Source organism: Paracoccus saliphilus (assembly GCF_028553805.1).
Taxonomy (GTDB): Bacteria; Pseudomonadota; Alphaproteobacteria; order Rhodobacterales; family Rhodobacteraceae; genus Paracoccus; species Paracoccus saliphilus.
Window position 1 is genome coordinate 4,031,331 of record NZ_CP067140.1, and the last position, 22,232, is coordinate 4,053,562.

21 protein-coding genes and 1 tRNA gene are annotated in these 22,232 nt (G+C 59.2%); 9 read left to right on the forward strand and 13 right to left on the reverse strand.

Annotated features, from left to right (window positions below; translation table 11 throughout):
• Positions 1-47: 47 nt before the first annotated feature.
• From JHX88_RS19355 to JHX88_RS19385, 7 genes are all read left to right on the forward strand, one after another.
• A complete protein-coding gene (locus JHX88_RS19355; RefSeq protein ID WP_272848113.1) occupies positions 48-1,019 on the forward strand; it encodes an iron-siderophore ABC transporter substrate-binding protein in 972 nt (323 codons plus the stop codon).
• Entirely contained in the window at positions 1,016-2,050 is a 1,035-nt protein-coding gene (locus JHX88_RS19360) for a FecCD family ABC transporter permease (RefSeq protein ID WP_076528749.1), read from the forward strand. The genes JHX88_RS19355 and JHX88_RS19360 overlap by 4 nt, the downstream gene beginning before the upstream one ends.
• A 29-nt stretch (positions 2,051-2,079) precedes the next feature.
• Positions 2,080-3,087, forward strand: a complete 1,008-nt coding sequence (locus JHX88_RS19365) for a FecCD family ABC transporter permease (protein ID WP_141225945.1) — start codon at positions 2,080-2,082, stop codon at positions 3,085-3,087.
• On the forward strand, positions 3,084-3,902 hold the full coding sequence (locus tag JHX88_RS19370; protein ID WP_076528753.1) for an ABC transporter ATP-binding protein: 819 nt from the start codon (positions 3,084-3,086) through the stop codon (positions 3,900-3,902). Before JHX88_RS19365 ends, JHX88_RS19370 begins: the two co-directional genes overlap by 4 nt.
• Before the next feature lie 253 nt (positions 3,903-4,155).
• Positions 4,156-6,183 carry a TonB-dependent siderophore receptor gene (locus JHX88_RS19375; protein ID WP_336389916.1) on the forward strand — a complete coding sequence of 676 codons (2,028 nt, stop codon included), beginning with the start codon at positions 4,156-4,158 and terminating at the stop codon, positions 6,181-6,183.
• A 276-nt stretch (positions 6,184-6,459) separates the two neighbouring features.
• Entirely contained in the window at positions 6,460-6,603 is a 144-nt protein-coding gene (locus JHX88_RS19380; protein WP_176011502.1) for a hypothetical protein, read from the forward strand.
• Positions 6,604-6,635: 32 nt separating this feature from the next.
• Positions 6,636-7,352 (forward strand): hypothetical protein, encoded by a 717-nt coding sequence (locus tag JHX88_RS19385; protein ID WP_076528757.1) that lies wholly within the window; start codon positions 6,636-6,638, stop codon positions 7,350-7,352.
• A 115-nt stretch (positions 7,353-7,467) separates the two neighbouring features.
• Here the strand turns inward: JHX88_RS19385 and JHX88_RS19390 are convergent, their stop codons facing one another.
• The 5 genes from JHX88_RS19390 to JHX88_RS19410 all read right to left on the reverse strand — a co-directional run bounded on the left by JHX88_RS19390 (position 7,468) and on the right by JHX88_RS19410 (position 9,001).
• Positions 7,468-7,893, reverse strand: a complete 426-nt coding sequence (locus JHX88_RS19390; RefSeq protein WP_076528759.1) for a hypothetical protein — start codon at positions 7,891-7,893, stop codon at positions 7,468-7,470.
• A 121-nt stretch (positions 7,894-8,014) separates the two neighbouring features.
• A complete protein-coding gene (locus JHX88_RS19395; RefSeq protein WP_176011503.1) occupies positions 8,015-8,170 on the reverse strand; it encodes a hypothetical protein in 156 nt (51 codons plus the stop codon).
• Positions 8,163-8,396, reverse strand: coding sequence for a hypothetical protein (locus tag JHX88_RS19400; RefSeq protein ID WP_076528761.1), 234 nt, complete (start codon positions 8,394-8,396; stop codon positions 8,163-8,165). Before JHX88_RS19400 ends, JHX88_RS19395 begins: the two co-directional genes overlap by 8 nt.
• Positions 8,396-8,752 carry a DUF2493 domain-containing protein gene (locus JHX88_RS19405; protein ID WP_084203324.1) on the reverse strand — a complete coding sequence of 119 codons (357 nt, stop codon included), beginning with the start codon at positions 8,750-8,752 and terminating at the stop codon, positions 8,396-8,398. The genes JHX88_RS19400 and JHX88_RS19405 overlap by 1 nt, the downstream gene beginning before the upstream one ends.
• A gap of 172 nt (positions 8,753-8,924) precedes the next feature.
• A tRNA-Arg gene (locus JHX88_RS19410) sits at positions 8,925-9,001 on the reverse strand.
• Positions 9,002-9,102: 101 nt separating this feature from the next.
• Between JHX88_RS19410 and JHX88_RS19415 the strand changes: the two genes are divergently transcribed.
• Positions 9,103-10,128 (forward strand): LacI family DNA-binding transcriptional regulator, encoded by a 1,026-nt coding sequence (locus tag JHX88_RS19415; protein WP_076528765.1) that lies wholly within the window; start codon positions 9,103-9,105, stop codon positions 10,126-10,128.
• 318 nt (positions 10,129-10,446) lie between these two features.
• Here JHX88_RS19415 and JHX88_RS19420 read toward each other — a convergent pair whose 3' ends face one another.
• Positions 10,447-11,001 carry a hypothetical protein gene (locus JHX88_RS19420; protein WP_076528767.1) on the reverse strand — a complete coding sequence of 185 codons (555 nt, stop codon included), beginning with the start codon at positions 10,999-11,001 and terminating at the stop codon, positions 10,447-10,449.
• Positions 11,002-11,238: 237 nt separating this feature from the next.
• Between JHX88_RS19420 and JHX88_RS19425 the strand changes: the two genes are divergently transcribed.
• The gene (locus JHX88_RS19425; RefSeq protein ID WP_076528769.1) at positions 11,239-11,970 is read left to right on the forward strand and encodes a DUF899 family protein; all 732 of its coding nucleotides are present in this window, start codon (positions 11,239-11,241) and stop codon (positions 11,968-11,970) included.
• 330 nt (positions 11,971-12,300) lie between these two features.
• Here the strand turns inward: JHX88_RS19425 and JHX88_RS19430 are convergent, their stop codons facing one another.
• From JHX88_RS19430 to JHX88_RS19460, 7 genes are all read right to left on the reverse strand, one after another.
• Positions 12,301-14,019, reverse strand: a complete 1,719-nt coding sequence (locus JHX88_RS19430; protein ID WP_076528771.1) for a DEAD/DEAH box helicase family protein — start codon at positions 14,017-14,019, stop codon at positions 12,301-12,303.
• A gap of 126 nt (positions 14,020-14,145) precedes the next feature.
• Positions 14,146-15,420 (reverse strand): formyl-CoA transferase, encoded by a 1,275-nt coding sequence (frc, locus tag JHX88_RS19435; RefSeq protein ID WP_076528773.1) that lies wholly within the window; start codon positions 15,418-15,420, stop codon positions 14,146-14,148.
• Positions 15,417-17,171, reverse strand: a complete 1,755-nt coding sequence (gene oxc / locus JHX88_RS19440) for an oxalyl-CoA decarboxylase (RefSeq protein ID WP_076528775.1) — start codon at positions 17,169-17,171, stop codon at positions 15,417-15,419. Before oxc ends, frc begins: the two co-directional genes overlap by 4 nt.
• A 935-nt stretch (positions 17,172-18,106) precedes the next feature.
• Positions 18,107-19,159: an ABC transporter ATP-binding protein gene (locus JHX88_RS19445; protein WP_076528776.1), complete on the reverse strand. Its 1,053-nt coding sequence runs from the start codon at positions 19,157-19,159 to the stop codon at positions 18,107-18,109.
• A 30-nt stretch (positions 19,160-19,189) separates the two neighbouring features.
• Positions 19,190-20,038, reverse strand: coding sequence for a carbohydrate ABC transporter permease (locus JHX88_RS19450; RefSeq protein WP_272848114.1), 849 nt, complete (start codon positions 20,036-20,038; stop codon positions 19,190-19,192).
• Complete coding sequence (locus JHX88_RS19455) at positions 20,038-20,961, reverse strand: carbohydrate ABC transporter permease (RefSeq protein WP_076528778.1); 924 nt, start codon at positions 20,959-20,961, stop codon at positions 20,038-20,040. The genes JHX88_RS19450 and JHX88_RS19455 overlap by 1 nt, the downstream gene beginning before the upstream one ends.
• Before the next feature lie 10 nt (positions 20,962-20,971).
• Positions 20,972-22,216: an ABC transporter substrate-binding protein gene (locus JHX88_RS19460; RefSeq protein ID WP_076528780.1), complete on the reverse strand. Its 1,245-nt coding sequence runs from the start codon at positions 22,214-22,216 to the stop codon at positions 20,972-20,974.
• Between the last annotated feature and the right edge of the window lie 16 nt (positions 22,217-22,232).

The window sequence follows — 22,232 nt, forward strand, 5'->3', positions numbered from 1 at the left end:
TATCTGGCGGAATGATGATTCACGCAGCCTCCCCGGGATACATGCGAATGGCGACGGCGGTCGCTGTGATTTTCTTGGCCGGATCGGCTTATGCGCAGGGCGGTGAAGACGAATTTCCCGTAACCATCGATCATGCCTTCGGTCAAACAATCATCGAAACCCGTCCAGAGCGTGTTGCAACGGTTGCATGGGCCAATCACGAGGTGCCCCTGGCACTTGGCGTGGTGCCGGTCGGCTTTGCGGCGGCAGGCTTTGGAGATGAGAACGGGGACGGCCTGCTGCCTTGGGTCGAGGCGAAGTTAGACGAATTGGGAGCCGAGACGCCTGTCCTGTTCGACGAAGGCGACGGCATAGATTTCGAGGCGGTCGCGGCGTCCCGGCCCGATGTAATCCTTGCCGCCTATTCCGGGCTGAGCCAAAGCGATTACGACACGCTAAGCATGATCGCTCCGGTCGTGGCCTATCCCGACTCTCCCTGGGCGACAGAATGGCGCGAAATGATCCGCTTGAACGCCGCCGGGCTTGGTATGTCCGACGAAGGAGAGGCGCTGATCGGAAAGCTCGATGCCGAAATCGCCGCCGCCGCGTCCGGATATCCCGAGCTGAACGACAAATCCGCGATGTTCATCACGCATCTGGACACGACCGATCTAAGCGTGATCAGGTTTTATTCTGCCAACGACGCACGTGTGAAGTTTTTCCAGGAGCTTGGACTGTCGCTTCCTCAAAGCGTCCGCGATGCAACGAAAGAAGGTCAGTTTTCGGGCGAGGTCAGTGCCGAGTTGATCGACCGCTTTGAAGATGTCGACATCTTTGTCTCATATGGCACGCAAGAACTGGCAGATCGTCTGAAGGACGATCCACTGGTGGCGCGGATGCCGGCAGTCGCCGAAGGCGCCGTCGTCATGCTTGGCAATGACGCGGTGGGCACAGGCGCAAATCCCACGCCGCTGTCGATTTCCTGGGTGCTTGATGACTATGTCGCGATGCTTGCGGATGCCGCACGCAAGAGCGAATGACCGATACCGGCTATTCCTCCCCGCAGATCTCCGGACGATATCGGCCGCCGCGTTCCGCGATGCTTTCGATGCTGGTCGCACTCGTTGTGATCCTGTGCCTGATCTCGGTCGCTGTTGGCACGCGGGATGTGGGCTGGAGTGACCTTTTGGCGGCATTGCAGGGACAGACGGACAGCGTTGGACAGGCGGCGGTCGCAACGCGCATTCCCCGCACCCTGATGGCGGCCATGGCCGGATCCGCCCTCGGCCTTGCCGGGGCGATCATGCAGGGCGTGACGCGCAATCCGCTTGCCGATCCCGGTATCCTCGGGGTGAATAACGGGGCGGCCATGGCCGTGGTCATCGGCATCGCTTGGTTTCAGATGAGTTCCGCAGCCAGCTATGTTTGGGTCGCGATCCTGGGGGCAGGCCTGACTGCCGTGTTCGTATATGCCATAGGCTCACTTGGTCGTGGCGGGGCAACGCCGTTGAAACTGGCACTGGCCGGGGCGGCCACCTCGGTGGCGTTCTCGTCCTTGACCATCGCGGTGGTGCTGCCGCGCAACGATATCGCGGGCGGCGTAAGATCCTGGCAGATTGGCGGCGTCGGGGGCGCGACCTTCGACCGGATCGAGTTGATCCTCCCGACGATGCTGGCGGGCTTTTTCATCGCCATGCTCTCTGCTCGGAAACTGAACCTGCTTGCCCTGGGTGACGATGTCGCCGCCGGGTTGGGCGAAAAGGTTGCACTAGCGCGCGGTGTGGCGGCGCTTGCGGCAGTCATGTTATGCGGAGCGGCTACGGCGGTTTGCGGTCCCATCGGCTTCGTCGGGTTGGTCGTGCCGCATATCTGCCGCCTTCTGTTCGGCGTCGATCACCGCTGGCTGTTGCCATGTTCAGCGCTTGGGGGGGCGGCTCTGCTTATCCTTGCAGATGTGACCGGGCGCCTCATCGCACGCCCCAGCGAGCTGGATGTCGGGATCGTGACCGCTTTCGTCGGCGCGCCTTTCTTTATCTGGATCATTCGCCGACAAAAAGTGCGTGATCTGTGACCGTCTCTGTTTCAGCCCTTGAGACTCTCATGACAGGCCGGATTCGCCGGTCGCGACGGCTGAGATCGGTTTCGCTGACCTTGCTGGGTGCCGTGACGGCATTCTTCGCGCTGACTCTGATGCTGGGACAAAGCTTCACGCCACCGGGTGATGTTTTGCAGGTCTTGCTGGGACAGGATGTGCCCGGGGCGAGCTTCACCGTCGGGCAATTGCGATTGCCTCGTGCAGTTATCTCGGTCTTGGCGGGAATATCCTTCGGACTCGGGGGCGTCGCCTTCCAGGTGCTGCTGCGCAATCCTCTGGCCAGCCCCGACATCATCGGCGTCAGTGCCGGAGCCAGCGCGGCAGCAGTTTTCGGGATCGTGTTCCTGTCATTGGACGGAGCCGCGCTGTCCGGACTCGCCATTGCGGCGGGGCTAGGCGTGGCCCTGCTGATCTATGTCTTGTCCTTCAAGGGAGGTGTGTCCGGATCCCGGTTGATCCTTATCGGCATCGGGGTGTCGGCCATGATCGACAGTTTCATCGCCTATGCCCTGGCGCGGGCACCGGCGTGGGATCTGCAAGAGGCGATGCGATGGCTGAGCGGCAGTGTGAATGGCACCAGACTGGAACAGGCGGCACCGCTGCTGATCTCGCTGCTGGTATTCGGCGGGCTGCTGTTCAGCCGGCGTCGCGATCTGGAGGCCTTGCGGATGGGTGACGATCTGGCCGCGGCACTGGGCGTGCGAGTCGGACTTACGCGGCTGCTGGTGATTCTCGGCGCGGTCGGCATGATCGCCACCACGACCGCCACGACCGGTCCCATTGCCTTTGTCGCGTTCCTTTCAGGGCCGATCGCCGCACGGATCGTAGGACCGAGCGGTTCAATCCTGATCCCTTCGGCGCTGATAGGTGCTTCGCTGGTGCTGATCGGCGATTACGTGGGTCAGTTCGCCCTTACCAGCCGTTATCCCGTCGGTGTTGTGACAGGGGCATTGGGTGCGCCGTTCCTGATCTATCTCATCATCCGTGCGAACCGGACAGGAAGCTCGCTATGACGGTCAATCACCATTTACGTATCCAGGAGCTTTCGGCGGGCTATGGCGACAGGCTGATCATAGAGGCGTTGAATCTGGACCTCGTTTCTGGACGGATCACCGCGATCGTCGGCGCCAATGCCTGCGGAAAATCGACCTTGCTGCGCGTCATGTCGCGACTTATTTCGCCCGCGCAGGGGACCGTGACGCTGGACGGCAAATCCATTCACCGCATGGCGACGCGCGATCTGGCGCGGATCATGGGATTGCTTCCACAGTCACCGATCGCACCGGAGGGAATCACAGTCGCCGATCTTGTCAGCCGCGGTCGCCACCCCCACCATGGCCTGATCTCGCGCTGGAATCGGCAGGACGACGAGGCGGTGGCATCCGCGCTGGAAGCCACGAAGATTACCGGGCTTGCCGATCGCGCCGTGGACGAATTGTCTGGCGGTCAGCGGCAGCGCGTCTGGATCGCAATGACGCTGGCGCAGCAGACAGATCTGCTATTGCTCGACGAACCCACGACCTTCCTGGACGTCGCGCATCAGGTCGAGCTCCTGGACCTGCTCTGCGATCTGAACGCACAGCGTGGCACCACCATCGCCATGGTGCTGCACGATCTCAACCTCGCCGCGCGCTATGCAGATCACCTGGTTGCCATGTCCGAAGGAAGAGTGCACGCGCAGGGAAACCCGGCCAAAGTGCTGACCGAGGAAAATATCCGACAGGTTTTCGGACTTGTCTGTCGGGTCATTTCCGATCCGGTTTCGGGCCGGCCGATGATGCTGCCCATCGGGCGGCACAGGGTCTCGGCATCGGTGGCTGCTGAATAGTTGATCAATACTGTCGCCTTTGTGCAACTGGTATTATAGATGACCACCATGAGCCTCTCCCGACCTTGCATCCCGGTGTGGCTGGTCCTAGGGGTGAGCAAATTCCGACTAAAAAGATAGGGATTCGCATATGGCGGTTCATGCTTCAATTAACCCATGTCGGCTCCGGCTTGGTGCCCTCCTGACCTGCTTCACCGCATTGTCCGCGGTGCCCTTTGGCGCCACCGCGCAAGATGCCTCGGCTCAGGAAAACATGCGCGTCTCACCGATTATCCGGCTTCCCGAAATCACGTTGCAAGCGACCGGCTTTGGAGGCGATGACGACGAGAATTCAGTCGTTGCGCATGAATTATGGGTCGGCGGCAAAATTGCGACCAGCATTCTGGATACCCCGGCCTCGGTATCGGTTATCACGCAGAAAGAAATGGAACGACGCGACGTTCAGACAGTGGAAGATGTCCTGCAATACTCTGCCGGTACCATCAGCGACTACTACGGCACCGACGACCGCAACGATTATTTCCAGATCCGCGGCTTCCAGGCATCAACCTATCGCGACGGGATCACGCTTGGCTCGATGCGCGGCATCCGTGAGGAGCCACTCGCCTATGAACGGGTCGAGGTAATCCGTGGCGCCAACTCGACGCTATTCGGCATCGCCGATCCGGGTGGTTCGATCAATTTCGTGACCAAGCGGCCTCGTGGCGAGCGGTTCTCAGAGGTCTTCGCCACGGCCGGCTCGCAAAGTCGCAAGGAAGTCGGGTTCGATTTCGGCGATACGCTGACCCCGGGTTCGACCTTGTCCTATCGGTTTACCGGCAAGCTGCAGGACAGCGAACGGGAATACGATCATTCGCGGGATGACGAGACATTCCTGATGGGCGGCCTGACCTGGCAGCCGAGCGACGCAACTTCGCTCAACCTGGTTGCCGATTACCTGGAACGAGACGCGACCCCGAACAGTGGCGGTTATCCACGTTACGGTGATTATGATCGAGAGTTGTTCCTGGGCGAGCCCGATTTCAACTACCTGAATGTCGAGCGCAAATCCGTCAGCCTGATCGCCGAGCATGATTTCGGTGGCGGCCTGACCTTGCGGTCCAACCTGCGCTACAGCGACACGGCGGACGATTACGGCTATGTCTATATCAGCGGGGATGACGGCGTGTTCCCTGTCCCGCGGTCCTACATCACCTCGGACAGTCAGGCGGACGAGATCGTCGGTGACGCGATCCTTCAATATGACCGCAGTTTCGGGCAGGTCGACAGCAGCACATTGGCGGGAATCGAATATCGCGATGTGTCGTCGGACCAATCTTCCTATTATGCCGGAGCAGCCCCGATCGACCCGCGCAACCCGATCTACGCCGGAGCGCCCGATAGCCTCACCCAGTATCGGGACCTTCAGCATGACAGCACGACGAAGGCTATCTTTCTGCAGCAGAACCTGTCCTTCAACAACAGGATCATCGCGACTGTGGGTGCCCGGCATGACTGGCTGGATATTCACGAAAATCAAGTGGTCTTCGAAGATGGCATCCCAATTGACCGTATAATTGCCGATGACGATTTCTCCGAGACATCCATCCGCGGTGCGCTGACTTACAAGGTGACCGACGAGGTCTCAACTTACGTGAGCTATGCCGAGTCCGTGGCTCCGCCTTCGCTCGGGGTCGAACCTGAACGTGGCGAGCAATACGAGGTCGGCGTCAAATACGAACCCGCCGGCACCAACGCGCTGATCAGCGCCGCGATCTATGATCTCAGCAAGACGAATATCACTGTGGTTGATCTAGACACCAATGACCGTTCACTGGTCGGCGAGGTGCGAGTGCGGGGCTTGGACCTAGAGGCAAAGGCCGAGATCGCGGATAACATCAGTCTGACGGCGTCCTACTCCTATGCGAAATCCAAGGTGCTGCGGTCGAATCCCGTCCGAGGGATGGATGTCGTCGGCAACGAGCTGGAGACGGTTCCCAGCCATATGGCGTCACTGTGGCTGGACTATACGCTGCCCGGTGCGGGTGATCGCGGCGACATGACCTTCGGCCTGGGCGCCCGCTATACCGGCTCTTATTACTTTGCCACCACCAATGACAACGGTGAGAGTGAAGCATCCGTTTTGCTAGATGCGGCCTACAGCTACGACGTGTCGCAGGACACCGAGCTGGCGATCAATATTCACAACCTGCTGGACGAACAGCATGTTGTTGGCCGTGGATCAGCCGATTACTATAATCCCGGCAGATCAATCTCCGCAACGCTGCGACATAGCTGGTAAAGTAACAACTTCAGCAGGCTCAATCGCCTGCCGAACTCTGAGCGGATTTTCGCGAATTTAACTGAAGGGTCGGAATATGCGGCCATACCGTTTATCGGCGATGTCATTTTGTCGCTGGTCGAAAAATGGGCCCGCTACAGTCAGCTTCAGCATCCCCCAGGGTCAGGCCCCATCGATTTCGGATACCTCTCGTGATTCATCGCCCGCAAAATAGGGCTGTGATATGCCGCCGATGTCGCGCCGCCGCGTTCTGCGCACCGGCATCAAGTGGGTTGGTTGAAGGACAAACATGCAAGCATCCGGTTCGACCCGCCCAAAGCCGACGATGACATGCTGGAGCGCATCAGGGCCGCGCTGGAGGGCATGGAGCCAGCCACGCCAGTCTCTCTGCCCCAGAATATTCCGAAGATAGCCTACTGACGGTCTATCCCGTCCCTGACGCGCATGTCGGGATGCTCTCATGGGGCAAGGAAACCGGCGAGGCCTATGACACGGATATGGCTGTCCGAAAGGTCCAGTCATGGATCGGACAGCTCATATCATCGTCACCGCCCGCCAAGACGGCGGTTATTCTCGACACTGGCGACCTGACGCACAACCAAGACCAGACGAACCAGACCCCGCGCAGCAAGCATGTTCTCGATGTGGATGGGCGGTATTTCAAGGTTCTCGAAGCCAGCATCACTGCGCTGGCGACAGCGATCGATCTCGCCCTTGCCAAGCATGAGCGCGTCAATGTTCGCATTCTTCCCGGCAACCACAATCAGGATGGCTATCTAGCTGTCATGTTCGCGCTGGCTGAGCGGTATCGCAATGAGCCGCGCATCGACGTTCAGAAAGAGCCTGGCGAGTTATTCGTCATGGATTGGGGCAAGGTGCTGCTCGCTGCTCATCACGGCCATGGGGCCAAGGCGCAGCAAATGGTCATGTTCCTTGCTGACCAGTATGCCGAGCAATGGGGGCGGACACGGTTCCGCTACATGTTCAGCGGGCACCTCCACCATCACAAGAGCCAAGAGTTTTCCGGCTGTGTCTGGGAGCAGCTTCGAGCAGTTGCCCCGCGTGACGCCTATGCCGTTGTCCATGCCTATGCAGGGCGGGCTGAAATGCAGGCAATCACCTACAGCAAGGAGCATGGCGAGGTGCAGCGCGTGAAGGTTGCTGCGTAATCTACAATCCCCGAATCCGTTGAATATACGCCACAGCGAAAGTTACCGCTGCCACGCATTTCTCCGCATACACGCTCATTGATACCGGGCTGTAGCTGTATCATGCCGTGATATATTATCGCCGCTCGTTGATGTGCTCCCGCACATGGATGGGCTTCGGCTTCAATTCCCCGTGCCGCATAGCGCCGATCCGTTCGAGATATTCGGCATCTAGCGTTGACCAATCGAACTCATCCTTGAATAAGCCGCAGTGAAAATCGCCCCGCGTGTAAGGCAAGCCGGGGGTTCGGGGGACACTGATTGCTTGGATGCCTAGAGAGGTCATTTTCTCAGCTGCAGACACGATGCCCGCTGCCTTGCATTGTCCGACACGGCCCATATCGCTGATCCAGCGATCGCATCCAGCGCAGCATTGCCCACGCGCCCAATAGTCCCGGTCGCATTGCTCCTGATACCATCGATCAAATTCTTCTCGATCAATCTGTTTGAGCGCTTCGACGGACAATTGCCTCCCGCGCTCGATCTCATCTGGCGTCATCATCCACACTCCCCATACGTCCGTTCCCACTGGCTGCACCAATCCGATGTATCGGCCGATATGCTGTCGAGGTAATCCACCGCCAGACCGATACCGAATATCGCGGCGACGAGAAGGGCGGGCTTCATTGGTCATCCGCCAGCTTGTCCTTGAGGATGGATGGCGGGCGGATAAACCGCTCGTAACACCTCCGTCTCAGGCATTCCTCTTCAAGGCGCTCCATCCCTTGTTTCGCCAATTCAGCGCGGTGCTCGGCCAGCTTCCTGAGTGCGTCAGTCATCCTGCGGCTCCTTGTAGAACGGGTCAATTTCAGTGCCAGCGGGCACAGCTCTGCGCCACCACCATCGAGCGGATTTGCTATGCTTTTCGGCAGGCTCCGATACGAGAACCCGGTGAACGACGCTCATCTCATAGTGTAAGGCATCATCGATATAGGTATCGCCCGGCAACGCCTCGGTTAGAGCGGCGCAGAATATTTGGCCATTCATACGGACGCGCAACGCCATCACTGCGGCTCCTTGCCGGTGGGGTGATACACTGGCAGACCAGCTTTCTTGGCGCGACGAACCGTATCGGCAGTGCCTAGACCGCCCGGAAAGGCGATCACTGCGTCGGGCTTCCCTTCGTCAATCATCCGTTGATTGCGAATCGGTCCAGCTGCTCGGCCATGGGCTTTCCAGTCGGCCGGGAACTCCAGCAGCCCGAACCCGAAGCAATGCGCCCAATCAGCTGCGATAGTGTCTGCGCCTTTGGCCATGCCGCTGACGATTTCAGTTATCTCGGGCGGGCCGAATAAATCTAGGTAACTCCAAAGCGCGGCGCTGTTTGTAAAATCGCGGCCTACGCAAACGATCACACGCATCACGACACCTCACCAAAGAGGGCGGGCGCGATTCGCGCAAGAACAAGCCGTGAATCGCTGTGCCAATTCTGTGCCGCACCGCTATGCGCGTTCTTGCCCCGTTCTGCCACGGCACTTTCAAACGCACTATCCGGTGCGGCTGAATTTTCCTTAATATTCATAATGGTTTGGGTGGCGACCCCGGCAGGATTCGAACCTGCAACCTGCCCCTTAGGAGGGGGCTGCTCTATCCAGTTGAGCCACGGGGCCGTTCAGGGCTGTTTTGGCTGGATTGAATGGAATTGGCAAGGTTGTGGCGAGGATTGATGTCCGCTAACATCCGATTGTCATCCTCATTTCATCGGCTGCACATGAATAATCCTCGTCCCCGTCGCCCACTTACCTTACGAGATGTATCTGAGGCGTCCGGCGTGTCCGAGATGACGGTCAGCCGTGTCTTGCGCAATCGCGGCGATGTGTCCGCTGCGACGCGGGAGAAGGTTCTGACCGCCGCCAAGACCTTGGGATATGTGCCGAACAAGATCGCGGGCGGATTGGCGAGCCAGCGGGTCAACCTGATCGCCGTGGTGATCCCGTCGCTGTCGAACCTGGTCTTTCCGGATGTGTTGGGCGGGATCTCGGCCGAGCTGGACGATACCGGGCTGCAGCCGGTGATCGGGGTAACCAATTACTCCCCCGCGCGGGAGGAGATGGTGCTTTACGACATGCTGTCATGGCGGCCATCGGGCGTCATTCTTGCGGGCGTGGAGCATAGCAAGGCGTCGCGGGCGATGCTGGCGAATTCAGGTATTCCCGTGGTTGAGATCATGGATACCGATGGCGAAGGCATTGATACGCTTGTCGGAATCTCGCATATCCGGGCAGGCCGCGAAATGGCGGAGCGGATCCTGAAAGCGGGATACCGGCGGATCGGATTCGTTGGCACCCATATGCCCGAGGATCACCGCGCCCGCAAAAGGATGGACGGGTTCGAGCAGGGACTGGCCGCAGCCGGGGTGCAGCTTGAAGGGCGCGAATATTACCAGGGCGGGTCGTCGCTGCTGAAGGGGCGCGAATTGACAGAGCGTATCCTTACCCGCGCCCCGGACCTGGATTTTCTCTATTTTTCCAATGATATGATCGGGGCGGGTGGGCTGCTTCACTGCCTGGACAAGGGCTATGACATCCCCAACAGGCTTGGGCTTGCGGGCTTCAACGGGGTCGATCTTCTGGACGGGCTGCCGGTGCGGCTGACCACCACCGATGCGCGGCGGGTCGAGATCGGGCGGCGGGCCGCAAGGCTGGTTGCGGGCAAGGAAATGCCGCCGGAGAGCCGGGTGATCCAGATGACGCCTACCTTCATGCCTGGCGACACGATCCGGGAAATCGGCTCCTGACAAACCCGGGAAGACGTTGCGCAACGCATGCGTACGTTGCATCTGTCACCATGCGCAACAGGCAGCCGTTTCGCCCAGAAAATGCTGGGAATCTGGCTGTGACATTCGTACACCAGCTGTGCACAATGCGTACACAACCTGTACACAGGCAGCGTACGCTACCGGGTGATGTCGGGTCACCGGGAAAGCTACCGTCAATCTTTCCGAATGTTCGCCACCTGACATATGATACCCGATGAAAACAGGGTATGGACACGGACCCAGTGTCCTTGAGCGAAATTTTCAGATGACGGCGTCGAGTCCTTAGCGGGTTTTCGATCAATCTAGTGGAGTAATGGCTTCTTCGGGAAACTTCATTCCGGAGAAGCTAGGAAAGGCTCTTTTAAGAGTTGCCACCTCCTGAGGCGTACCCACGCCTACCAAATACCATTTATTTTTGCCTCGAAGAGCCAAGAGCGTTGATTCCACCCGAAACCTCATGGGGCCATCGACATCCATCAGTTCGTCGAAGTCACCTTCATCTAAGCTTACCTCAAATATGGTCTCGCTTGGGAGAAGTGCGAAATGGGTGCCATCGCGAAGCGTTCGGACGCGGACAGCATTCATATCAATTGATGAAGATCTTTGCACGTTCTCCGCAGACAAGACACCTTCTAGTTCCCGGCGAACAGTTGTCTCATCAGTTCCAAATTCCGTGGCGATCTGGGTGACGATTTCTGGTGGAGCAGAAATGTTGACGAGTGTCTTGGTGTCTTTGCTTTCTACCGCCATCAGAAAATTCTGAACCGTATTTTCGAGTGCTGAGATTCCTTCCTGTGCAATTATACTCTTTTCATCAGCAGCAGCATATGCAGCAGACGTGACGATAAACATAATTGCCGCCAAAGCTTTCAAATGATCACCATCAAAAATGTGGTCACTGTTGCGTCAATCATATCACGAAAGCCAATGACCGCAATTGTCCCGCATTGCCGCCGTTCGTGCCAGATGGGGTCTGTCTGCCCTGACAACAAAGGTCAGATGTCAGCGTCGAGCCCATCGCTGCCCTCACAGTGACATCCGCAGTTGGCGTGCTATAGTTGCATTTAATCCCTTTCAGAGGAGGTGCCTATGGGCGTGACCTTTCCAAATGAAAGTGCAGAGTATCGCGCCGCTCGCGAGAAGCTGTTGCAGCGAGAGGGCGCACTCAGGCGCGAGATGGAGGCAGTGGCTGCGGAAATCCGATCTCTCCCGCCGGGCGGAATCGTTCCCGAGGATTACGAATTTGACCATATTGACCCGGAAGGCGTGTCAGCAAAAGTACGGCTCTCTGAATTGTTCCAGCCCGGCACCGATAGCTTGATCCTCTATCATTTCATGTTCCCCCGGCACTGCGGTGATGATCGACAAGGTCCGAGCAGTGGACCCGCGGCAGAGCTACCGCTTGAAGAGGGGCCATGCCCTTCATGCACTGCTCTGCTGGACAACTGGGAGGGAGCGGTGCCACATGTTGAGGGGCTGGGAGCAAACATCGCGGCTGTGGCAAAGGCGCCGATCGAACAGGTCGCGGCCTTCGCAGCGCATCGGGGTTGGCGCAATCTGAAGCTTCTATCTGCCGCCAACAACAGCTTCAAGCGTGACTATCACGGCGAGGATGCGGAGGGACAGCAGTTGCCGATCCTTACAGTATTCCACAAAGGTTCTGACGGGAGCATTCGACTGAGTTGGGCCTCTGAAATGTTATTCTTACCATCAGAACCGGGGCAGGACCCACGGCATGTCGGCACGGTCGAGCCGATGTGGACACTTTTGGACCTTACTCCCAGAGGGCGACCGAACGCCGAGGAGCAGATCGAATATTAACGCTGCGACCAGGTGCGCTGGTTTGCCCGGAGGGGTGTGTCATGTCATTATGTGAACGGGAACACCGAAGAAACACGGCAATGTCCGGTTTGTCCGCATTGCCGCCCCTCGCTCCCTCGTCCGAAGAGCCGAGGGACACCTGAGGCAGACTGGGAACCTTCGTCAGATGGCGAACACCAAGCCGAGGTTAACACAAAGCGGATGGCTGGATGGCGTGGGTGCACAAGAGGCAAGTTCTTCTTGTTCCGTCCAAGCCCGAGACCTCGGCTCTCGCGGGTGCCTTATCTCGTCCGCACGACCTCTTTTCCGGCCGGGCTATCGCGCGTATTGTCACCAAGCTCCGAGCGTGTGGTGCCTCTCGCGTTCCAGGTCGATCGGCGAGGCGGCCGCGGCGATATCTTCCGGGGCAGAAAAGCCTGTCAGGCCGGTGCGGCCGAGGAAATCGGCATTTGCGAACTGGCAGTCCCCATCAGAGAACTGGGCGAGAGAGGCCGCGTCCTGCCTGTCGATGAACGTGACCTTCGGAATCCGTTCGATGAAGGTTGCCAGAATGTCGTCGCCCTGGGCCATGTCCAGATAGACCTCTTCCGGGCGCGTGGCATCGACATTGATCTGCTTGTAATCGTTCATCCGGCGCATGCAGTCAGGGTCCAGGATCGTGATCTCGCCATTCCATCCGAAGGCCACCGTGCGGGGACGTTTCCCATAGGCCACATCATTGTCGAGAAATTCGAAATGCACCTTCGGATCTTCCTTGCTCACCCATGTGAGAAAGAGTTCGGGCATGCCCGTATAAGCCTCGACATTATGAAAGAGCAGGTCGTCGACCGCCTTGTAGCGGCCAGTCTCGCGCCCCCTTGTCCAGGCGCGTTCGACGGTCTCGGTCGGTGACGTGATGATGAAGAATATGAAGACGGTGTGACCGAAGCGGCTGAGAAGGCGTCCATCCGTCTGTTGATTGGTCGACAATCTGAAGCTGTCAAAGCGGAAACGGTCGATCAGCAGATGCGGCATTTGCGCATTGGATGCCTTTTCTTCCATATAGGCGTCCAGCTTCTTGTCGATGATTTCCAGCTCGTGCCCGGTCATCATGGCGGCGTATTTGAAATTCTCGCCAAGGCTGTCGTAATCCAACAGGAACTTGCGCCAGTAGTCGGGGCTGACGAGGGCGAAATCGGTCCAGTCCACCCCCAGTCTTTCGGCAAGTTCCAGTTGCAGCGGGCGGATGGTGCTCTTGCCGGCGGCTGAGGCGCCCTTGACATTCATGACGAATGGGCGCGACTGATAGGGCAGGAGGCGGTATCCTTCCTGCTCCACCGCCTTGAGGAATATCGGTTCGATCAGCGAACTGATCAGGCGGCTGCCGAACGAGTTGCAGACCAGGTTCGACGCGTGGGTGACCACAAGGTCCTTGTCGGCCATGAGGCGGCCGCGCTGTCCGACGATACCGCCGACGACTGTCAGCAGCGCCTGGATGCAGGCATGTTCGAACGGGTCGTCGATCTGGTCGAGGCCGTCCCGCCATTCGGAAAGTGCGACCAGTTCCGGGTAGAACGGTTCTTTTGCAGGCTGCGGCTTCTTTTTTCCGAAAAGTTTTTCCAAAAACCCGGTTTTCGCCGCGATTTCCCGGGGGGCGAGCCGCTGGAATATATCGCGATCGAGGCGCTCTGCGAGGTTTTTCTCGACCCTGGAGCGAAGCTCGGAGAACTCGCTTTGCAGCGCTGGCATTTCGGGGTGGACCCAGCCATCGAGGATGCGGCTGGCCATGTTACGCAGATTGATCCCCAGATCCTCGTAGTTCGGGCCGTCCGGCACAAAGAGTTCCGTCGTCACGCGGATCAGCACATCATGGATCGCCAGTCGTTCGGGTTTGAAGGCAATCATGTCCTCGGGCCTCAGCCCGCAGAATTCGGCGGCCTGCTTGGCCTCGCGATATCGGGTTTCCGAGTTTTCCGGGCGATAGAGCGTGACCTCGGGCAGAAGTTCCGAGGGAAGTTCTGATTTCAGTCCGGGGTTCCAGGCGTCGAAGCGGATCTCGGGTTTCGACATCGTTCACCACCTTTCGATGCGGCTGTTAGTGGGTCGATTTGTCCGGTGAGTTCGGGCCCTGATGGCGTTGGCCAGTTCGGTGGGCCGCGATTTCATGCGGCCCACCGGGAAGTGGGAGAACTGCTTCTATTCGGCAGCCAGCTTGGCAGGGTCGCCAAGCGCACCGCTGTTTTGCAGTGCCATCACGGATTCGTCGTCCATCGCCAGCACGTCACGAAGGATCAGGTCCGTATGCTCGCCCAGCAGCGGGGAGCGGGTGACCTCGGTGGGGCTGTCCGACAGCTTGATCGGGTTGCCGACCGACAGGTAGGATCCCCGGACGGGATGGTCGACTTCGACAATCGTACCGGTTGCCCGCAGCGACTCATCGGCGGCCAGTTCCTTCATCGACAGGATCGGACCACAGGGGATGTCGCGCGCATTCAGGATATCCATCACCTCGAACTTGTCGCGGGTCTGGGTCCAGTCCTCGATGCGACCGAACACCTGGTTGAGGCGCGGCAGTCGGGCGTCGGGCGTTGCGTAATCGGGATCGGTTTTCCATTCGGGTGCGCCGATCACGTCGCAGATCGCTTCCCAGACCGGGGCCTGGGTGATGAAGTAGATATAGGCGTTCGGATCGTCCTCCCATCCCTTGCATTTCAGGATGCGGCCGGGTTGCCCACCGCCGGAATCGTTACCGGCGCGCGGGACGGCATCGCCGAATTCGACCCCCTCGCCATATTGGCTGTATTCCTTCATCGGGCCGTGCTGCAGGCGCTGCTGATCGCGCAGCTTGACGCGGCAGAGGTTCAGAACGCCGTCCTGCATCGCCGCCGAAACCTTCTGGCCCTTGCCGGTGCGCGTGCGCTGGAACAATGCGGTCACGATGCCGAGGCAAAGATGCAGCCCGGTTCCAGAATCGCCGATCTGCGCACCGGTTACCAGCGGCAGGCCGTCACGGAAGCCGGTGGTCGAGGCCGCACCGCCGGTGCATTGCGCGACATTCTCGTAGACCTTGCAATCCTGATACGGCCCCGGACCGAAGCCCTTGATCGAGGCCACGATCATGGCGGGATTGATTTCCTGAATGCGTTCCCAGGTAAAGCCCATGCGATCCAGCGCGCCCGGTGCGAAATTCTCGACCATCACGTCGCATTTCCGGATCAGGTCCTCGAGGACCTTCTTTCCGCTCTCGTTCTTGGTGTTGAGCGTGATCGAGCGCTTGTTGTGGTTGAGCATGGTGAAATACAGGCTGTCCGCATCGGGAAGATCCCGCAGCTGACCGCGCGTAATGTCCCCGACGCCGGGGCGCTCGACCTTGATCACATCAGCGCCGAACCATGCAAGCAACTGAGTGCAGGTCGGGCCCGACTGGACATGGGTGAAATCGAGGATACGGACTCCTTCGAGGGCTTTCATTTCTTGCCTCCTGCTTTTTTTCCAACCGTGCTTTGCGGATTGAGATTGCCGATGCGGCCACTTTCGGTTCCGGCTGCCGGATCGATTGCGGCATTGATGAGCGTGGGCTTGCCGGAGTCCATCGCTTCGGACACTGCCTTGTAAAGCTCGTCAGGTGTAGTCGCATGTACGCCGACCCCACCGAACGCTTCCATCATGCGATCGTAGCGCGAGTTCTCGACGAAGACGGTGGTGGCGACATCAGGGCCTCCGGTCGGGTTGGTGTCGGTGCCGCGATAGATGCCGTTATTGTTGAAGATCACCACGCAGACCGGCAGGTTATAACGGCAGATGGTTTCCACCTCCATGCCGCAGAACCCGAAGGCCGAGTCGCCCTCGATCGCCAGCACCGGCTTGCCGGTTTCGACCGCTGCCGCGATGGCCGAGCCCATGCCGATGCCCATCACGCCCCAGGTGCCGACATCCAGCCGTTTGCGCGGCTGATACATGTCGATGATGCCACGGGCGAGATCGAGCGTGTTCGCGCCTTCGTTCACGAGCATGGCGTCGGGCCGTTCCTTGATTACCGTGCGCAGCGCACCCAACGCGCCGTGGAAATCCATCGGCGTCGAGTTCTTCTTGAGACGGCCGGCCATCTTGCCGATGTTTTCTTCCTTCTTGGCATTGATGGTGTTCGTCCAGTCCTCGGGCGGCTTTTTCCAGTTGTCGCCCAGCCCGTCGAGCATCGCGGACATGCAGGAACCGATATCTCCCACCACCGGTGCCGCGATTTCGATATTCGAATCCATTTCCTTGGGTTCGATATCGATCTGGATCAGTTTCTTCGAGCCCGGTTCACCCCAGCTCTTGCCTTTGCCATGCGACAGCAACCAGTTGAGGCGCGCACCGACCAGCATCACCACGTCCGAATTTTTCAGGACCGTGGACCGTGCCGCGCCGGCGGATTGCGGATGCGTGTCGGGCAGCAGCCCCTTGGCCATGCTCATCTGCAGGAAGGGAATACCGCTTTTCTCGACGAAATTGCGGATATCCTCGTCGGCCTGCGCATAGGCGGCCCCCTTGCCGAAGATCACCAGCGGACGCTCGGCATTCTTCAACAGGTCCAGGGCGCGATCGATGGCTGAAGGCGCAGGCAATTGTGCCGGAGCCGGGTCAATGACCTTGACGAGCGATTTACGCCCGGCTTCCATTTCCATGACCTGCGGGAACAGCTTGGCAGGCAGGTCAAGGTAAACCCCGCCCGGACGCCCCGAAACGGCGGCACGGATCGCCCGCGCAATGCCAATGCCGATATCTTCGGCATGCAGGATCCGGAATGCGGCCTTGCAAAGCGGTTTTGCAATGGCAAGCTGATCCATCTCTTCGTAATCGCCCTGCTGCAGATCGACGATCTCACGCTCGGACGAGCCGGAAATCAGGATCATCGGGAAGCAGTTCGTGGTGGCATTGGCCAGCGCGGTGAGGCCGTTCAGAAAGCCGGGTGCCGAGACCGTCAGGCAGACGCCGGGCTTCTTGGTCAGAAAACCTGCTACCGAAGCGGCATATCCCGCATGCTGTTCATGCCGGAATGAAATGACGCGCATGCCTTCGGCCTGTGCCATCCGTCCGAAATCGGTGATCGGGATGCCCGGAACGCCATAGATCGTGTTGAGACCGTTGAGTTTGAGTGCGTCGATGACGAGATGAAAACCATCCGTCAATTCCGGCTCCACGTCGGTATTGGACGGTTCTAGTTTTGTGACGACAGTCATTTGGTGTTGCTCCTCCTGTTCAACGATCTTGTCCTCTACCCCTTCGCCGTCGGTCCGTATCGGTTCCACGGCACCGGGCGGTTGCCGTCTTCGGATTCCGATTCGGCAATGGCCGCGGGGCTCTCCTTCACAAACTCTGGCATAACCAATGCCAACAATCAACCGCAACCTGTTCTGTGCTGACTTCTGGGGAATTCAGAGCAAGCCGTTGGCAAGCACAGAAACCGGAAGGAGGGAGGAGGGAGGGTTCCTTCTGGCGCGGCTTGCTCCAAAATGGTTTTGGCCGGACAATTACCCACACCACATAGATCGCCGGCAATCAGCAACAATGCGCCCTGCAACATCGGATAATCCCGTGCATAGATGGAATCGACCGCCAGTTTGCCAATGCCAGAACCGTCTCGGTGACCACAGCATCACCCAGAAGCGAGACCCAGCATGGCCTATGCAGGAGCAAAACCGCTCCTGCAACGCGGGCAGAGGCGAACCGCAGATTCTCATCTTGGATGTCGTGGCGTTCTCAAGTGAGCTGTCGCGCTACAATTGCCCAGCCCGCCCCGATAGGCGTAAATAGCAACCGTGCTCCAGTCGCCGCAGGATAGAAATTCAAAGGTAGGTCAAACTCGCAAAGATATTCGGCGGCATAGGCGAAAACCGTTAAACATGACTCACGACTGACAACTCTTCGACCAACCCCTGCGCTTGCTGAGGATCGCCCCATTGTCCGGGTGTGATGGTGAAGCGGACCGGCAAGCCCAGGGCATCCAAGGCAGCGTGGTCCTTCGTGCCTCCCTGACCTGCCCCTCGAAAAGTCACTACGGCAATCAACCCACCTCAATGGCGCAATTGAAGCAGCCATCAGCACTTCAATCCGGACGATCTGCGTATTCAGACCGTTTCCGGCAAGCGGGAACGGCTAACGGTCGCGTATGATCCTATGCGGAGGCCATTTCGCACGAGGTTTGCAGCGCCCGCCCCTCCGCATCGAAGCAATGAAGGTTCGCCGCATCGAAATCGAGTTGCACCTTCTCTCCGAGTTGCGGCCCCTCCTGCCCTTCCGAAAGCACGAGGAACCTTCCGGCCCCCTCGATCTCCACATGGAGAAGCGATCCGCCGCCGGTATATTCGCTGACCGCAACCTGCCCGCTCAAGGGACCTTCCCCGGGCACGAGCCGCAGATGCTCTGGCCTCAGGCCAATCTGCGCCACGCCTTCCATGGCAATCCCGGCGCGGGCCAGTTCGGGGGCAAGCGCATCGGCGGAGCAGATATTCATCTTCGGGCTGCCGATGAATTGCGCCACGAAGATATTCTCGGGACGGGCGTATAGTTCCTTCGGGCTGCCCACCTGCTCGATCCGGCCATCGCGCAGGACGACGATGCGGTCCGCAAGTGTCATCGCCTCGATCTGGTCATGGGTGACATAGATCATGGTGTTTTCCAGCCGGCGATGCAGGGATGCGATCTCGGCCCGCATATGCACGCGCAGTTCGGCATCCAGATTCGACAGCGGTTCGTCGAACAGGAACACATCCGGATCGCCCACGATGGCCCGCCCGATAGCCACCCGCTGCCGTTGCCCTCCGGAAAGTTCGCGCGGATAGCGATCGAGCAGTTTTTCAAGCTGCAACGTCATGGCCGCCTCATCGACCTTGCGGGCTATGTTGTCGGGCTTTTCCTTGCGCACCTTGAGACCGAAGCCCATGTTCTGCCGCACGGTGAGATGCGGATAAAGCGCATAGGATTGGAACACCATGGCCACCCCGCGCCGCGCCGCCTGCACCTCGTTCATCTGCCGGCCGCCGATCCAGAGCTCACCGCCCGAGATATCCTCGAGTCCGGCGATCATCCGCAACAAGGTTGATTTGCCGCAACCCGATGGGCCGACAAAAACCACGAATTCGCCTTCGGCCACATCTAGATCGATGCCGTGGATCACCTTGGTCTTGCTAAACGCCTTGGTCACGTTTCTGAGTTTCAGACTGCTCATGTTATACCTTTCCGTGCTCCAAGCGGGACATCAGCCCTTCACCCCGGACATTGCGAAGCTTTCGATGATTTGCCGCTGTGCGATCAGATAGACGATCAGGATGGGCACCACGGCCAGGCTGGTGGCGGCCAGTTGCAGGTGCCAGAGTGGCGAACCATAGGGATCCGTGAAGTTCGATAGTGCCAGTGGCAGGGTAAAATTCTCGATACTGGAGAGGAAAACCAGCGGTTCGAGGAAAAGATTCCACGAGAACAGGAAGGTGATGATCGCCACCGCCGCCAGCGCCGGGCGCGACATTGGCAGGGCGATCTTCCACCAGATTCCCAAGCGTGAGAGCCCGTCCATCTTTCCCGCCTCTTCAAGCTCCTTTGGCAGCGAGACGAAATATTGCCGCATCAGAAAGGTCGCCATCACCCCGTGCGGCCCGAAGACCGGCAGCAGGACCAGCGGAATATGCGTATCCATCACCCCGAGCCACTTCATCAGGAAGAAGTTCGGTACGATGGTCACCTCTTCGGGCACCATCAGCGCCGACAACAGGAAAAGCATCAGCAGCCCCGCACCGGCAAAACGCATCCGCGCGAGGGCATACCCCGCAAGCGAGGACAGGATAAGCGTCAGCCCGGTCACCAGAACCGCGATATAGATCGAGTTGAAATACTGTCGCGCGAAGGGCTGATACTCGAAGACCTCAAGGAAGTTGCGCCAGCGCCAGACATCGGGGATGAGACTGGGCTGGCCGAAAATCTCGTTGGCGCTCTTGAAGGCCGAGGAGATCATCCAGAGGAACGGGAAAAGAAACGGCACCGCCACAACCGAGAGCGCCAGCGTCCAGCACAGCTTCTTGACGATGCCGGCCTGTCGTATCGTCAGTTCCATCACGCCGATCCTTTCTGCCGCAACATGATCTGCACCACCGCCAGCACCAGCACGATCGCGAACATGATCATCGCCAGCGCAGAGGCATAGCCGACATTGAAGAACTCGAAAGCCTGCTCATAGATGTAGAAGGCCAGCACCAGCGTGCCGTTCTCGGGGCCGCCACCGGTCATCAGGTAGATATGGTCGAAGACCTTGAACGATCCGATCGTGGTGATCACCATGATGATCAGCGTGCTGGGCGCCAGCAGGGGCCATGTCACCATGCGGAAAATCTGCCAGTTTCCCGCACCTTCCAGCCTCGCGGCCTCTTCGTAGTCGCGAGGGATGGATTGCAGCGCGGCGATATAGAGAATCATGTTCAGCCCGACCATCTTGAGCACGCGGGTGACGATCACCGCCGCCATGGCCCAGTCGGGCTCTCGCAGCCAGTTGGGTCCGTCGATCCCCACCGTGGCCAGCATCTGGTTCACCGCGCCCGCCTCTCCCTGAAGCAGGAATTTCCAGACGATGGCCCATGCCACCGCCGAGGTGACCACGGGCGCAAAGAAGGCCGTGCGGAAGAAGACCACGCCCCGCCCCGGACGGCAAAGCGCAAGGGCAAGGGCGAGGGCGAGGGTCATGTTCAATGGCACCAATCCGGCGGCGAAGATCACCGAGTTACGGATGACATGCCAGAAGTCGGGATTCTGGGTCAGCGCGTCCTGATAATTCGCCGTGCCGATATAGGTCATCTGCTGGCTGAGCAGGTTCCATTCCGACAGCGAATAGATGATGACCGCGATCAGTGGCCCGAGAAAGAAGATCAGGAACCCGATGAGAGTCGGGCTGACGAAAAGCCAGCCTTCGAACATCTCCCTGCGACGAAGGGTCAGCCACGGCGCGCGCGGCGCCGTGGTCCCGGTCCGAATATGGCCCGTCATGCCGCCCCGCTCACAATTGGTCTTCGATCGCGGTGCAAACCGCTTCAAGCGAAGCCTGGACATCGGCATCCGCACGCCAGAGCGCATCCATGCGCGGTTTCATCGCGGCGTAGATCTGGGCATAGCGCGGATGGCTCGGCAGCACGTTCCCTTCCTCGATCGCCTTGCCGACATAGGTCATTTGCTCTCCGGGGATCAGTTCGTTGGCGGCGATGAAGGTATCGCTTTGCAGCACCGAATGACGTGCGGGAGGGAAAAATTCCGCCGTGATCTCGGAATTTTCGGGATTGGTCATATAGGCTACGAATTCCTTGGCTAGTTCCTGTTTCTTGCTCTGGGAAAAGACCACGATCCCGGCCTGCCCGATGATCGGCGAAGCCCCTGCGGGACCTGTCGGCAATGGCGCAATGCCCCATTCGAAATCAGCATCCGCCAGCAGAGAAGCCCGCGAGATCTGGTTCACGGTCATTGCCGAATTGCCCGAAAAGAAATCCCCCTGCTCACCCGGCGGCACGATGGATTTGTCCTCGAAGACCATATCATGCAACTGGGTGATCGCCTCGACGGCTTCCGGTTCGTCGAAACCGCAATCCCCATCGCGCCAAGCATAACCGCCGTGAACCCGGATCGCAGGCATGATCGCGTGCAAAATGCGCGATTCATAGCCTTGGCCGTCCTTGAACTCGAAACCCCATTTACCGGAATTCGCCTCGGCAAGCGTCGCCGCGACCTCACGGAATTTCTCCATGTCCCATTCGCCCTTCCCGGCCAGCTCGGGCGGCGTCTCGAGACCGGCGGCATCGAACATGTCCTTGTTGTAATAGATCATGAATGGCGAGGTAGAGAACGGCACGCCATGAATGGCATCTTCCTCGCTCCAGAGGGCCATCGCTGGTTCGGAGAAATCTTCCAGCTCGTATCCCTCGGCGGCCTCCAGCGCCGGGCGCAAATCCTCGACCACATCCGCCTCGACGAAACCGGGGATCACGTCCTCGAACATCCAGCCCAGGTCGGGCGGATTGCCGCCCGCAAGCTGGAAGGTCAGTTTCTGCGTATAATCCGCCGCGGGAATGGTCTCGAACGAGACCGTCACGTCCGGATGGGTCTCACTGAAGCCCTCGGCGATCTTGTTGAAAATCGCCAGATGGGCGTCATTTCCCGTCCAGAGCGTGAAGCGCAGCTCTTCCGCCGCAAGCGGTGCGGTCATGAACGTCGTGGTCACAAGCGCCGTCGCGGCAAGTCTCCTGGGGTGCATCTGATCTCCTCCCATT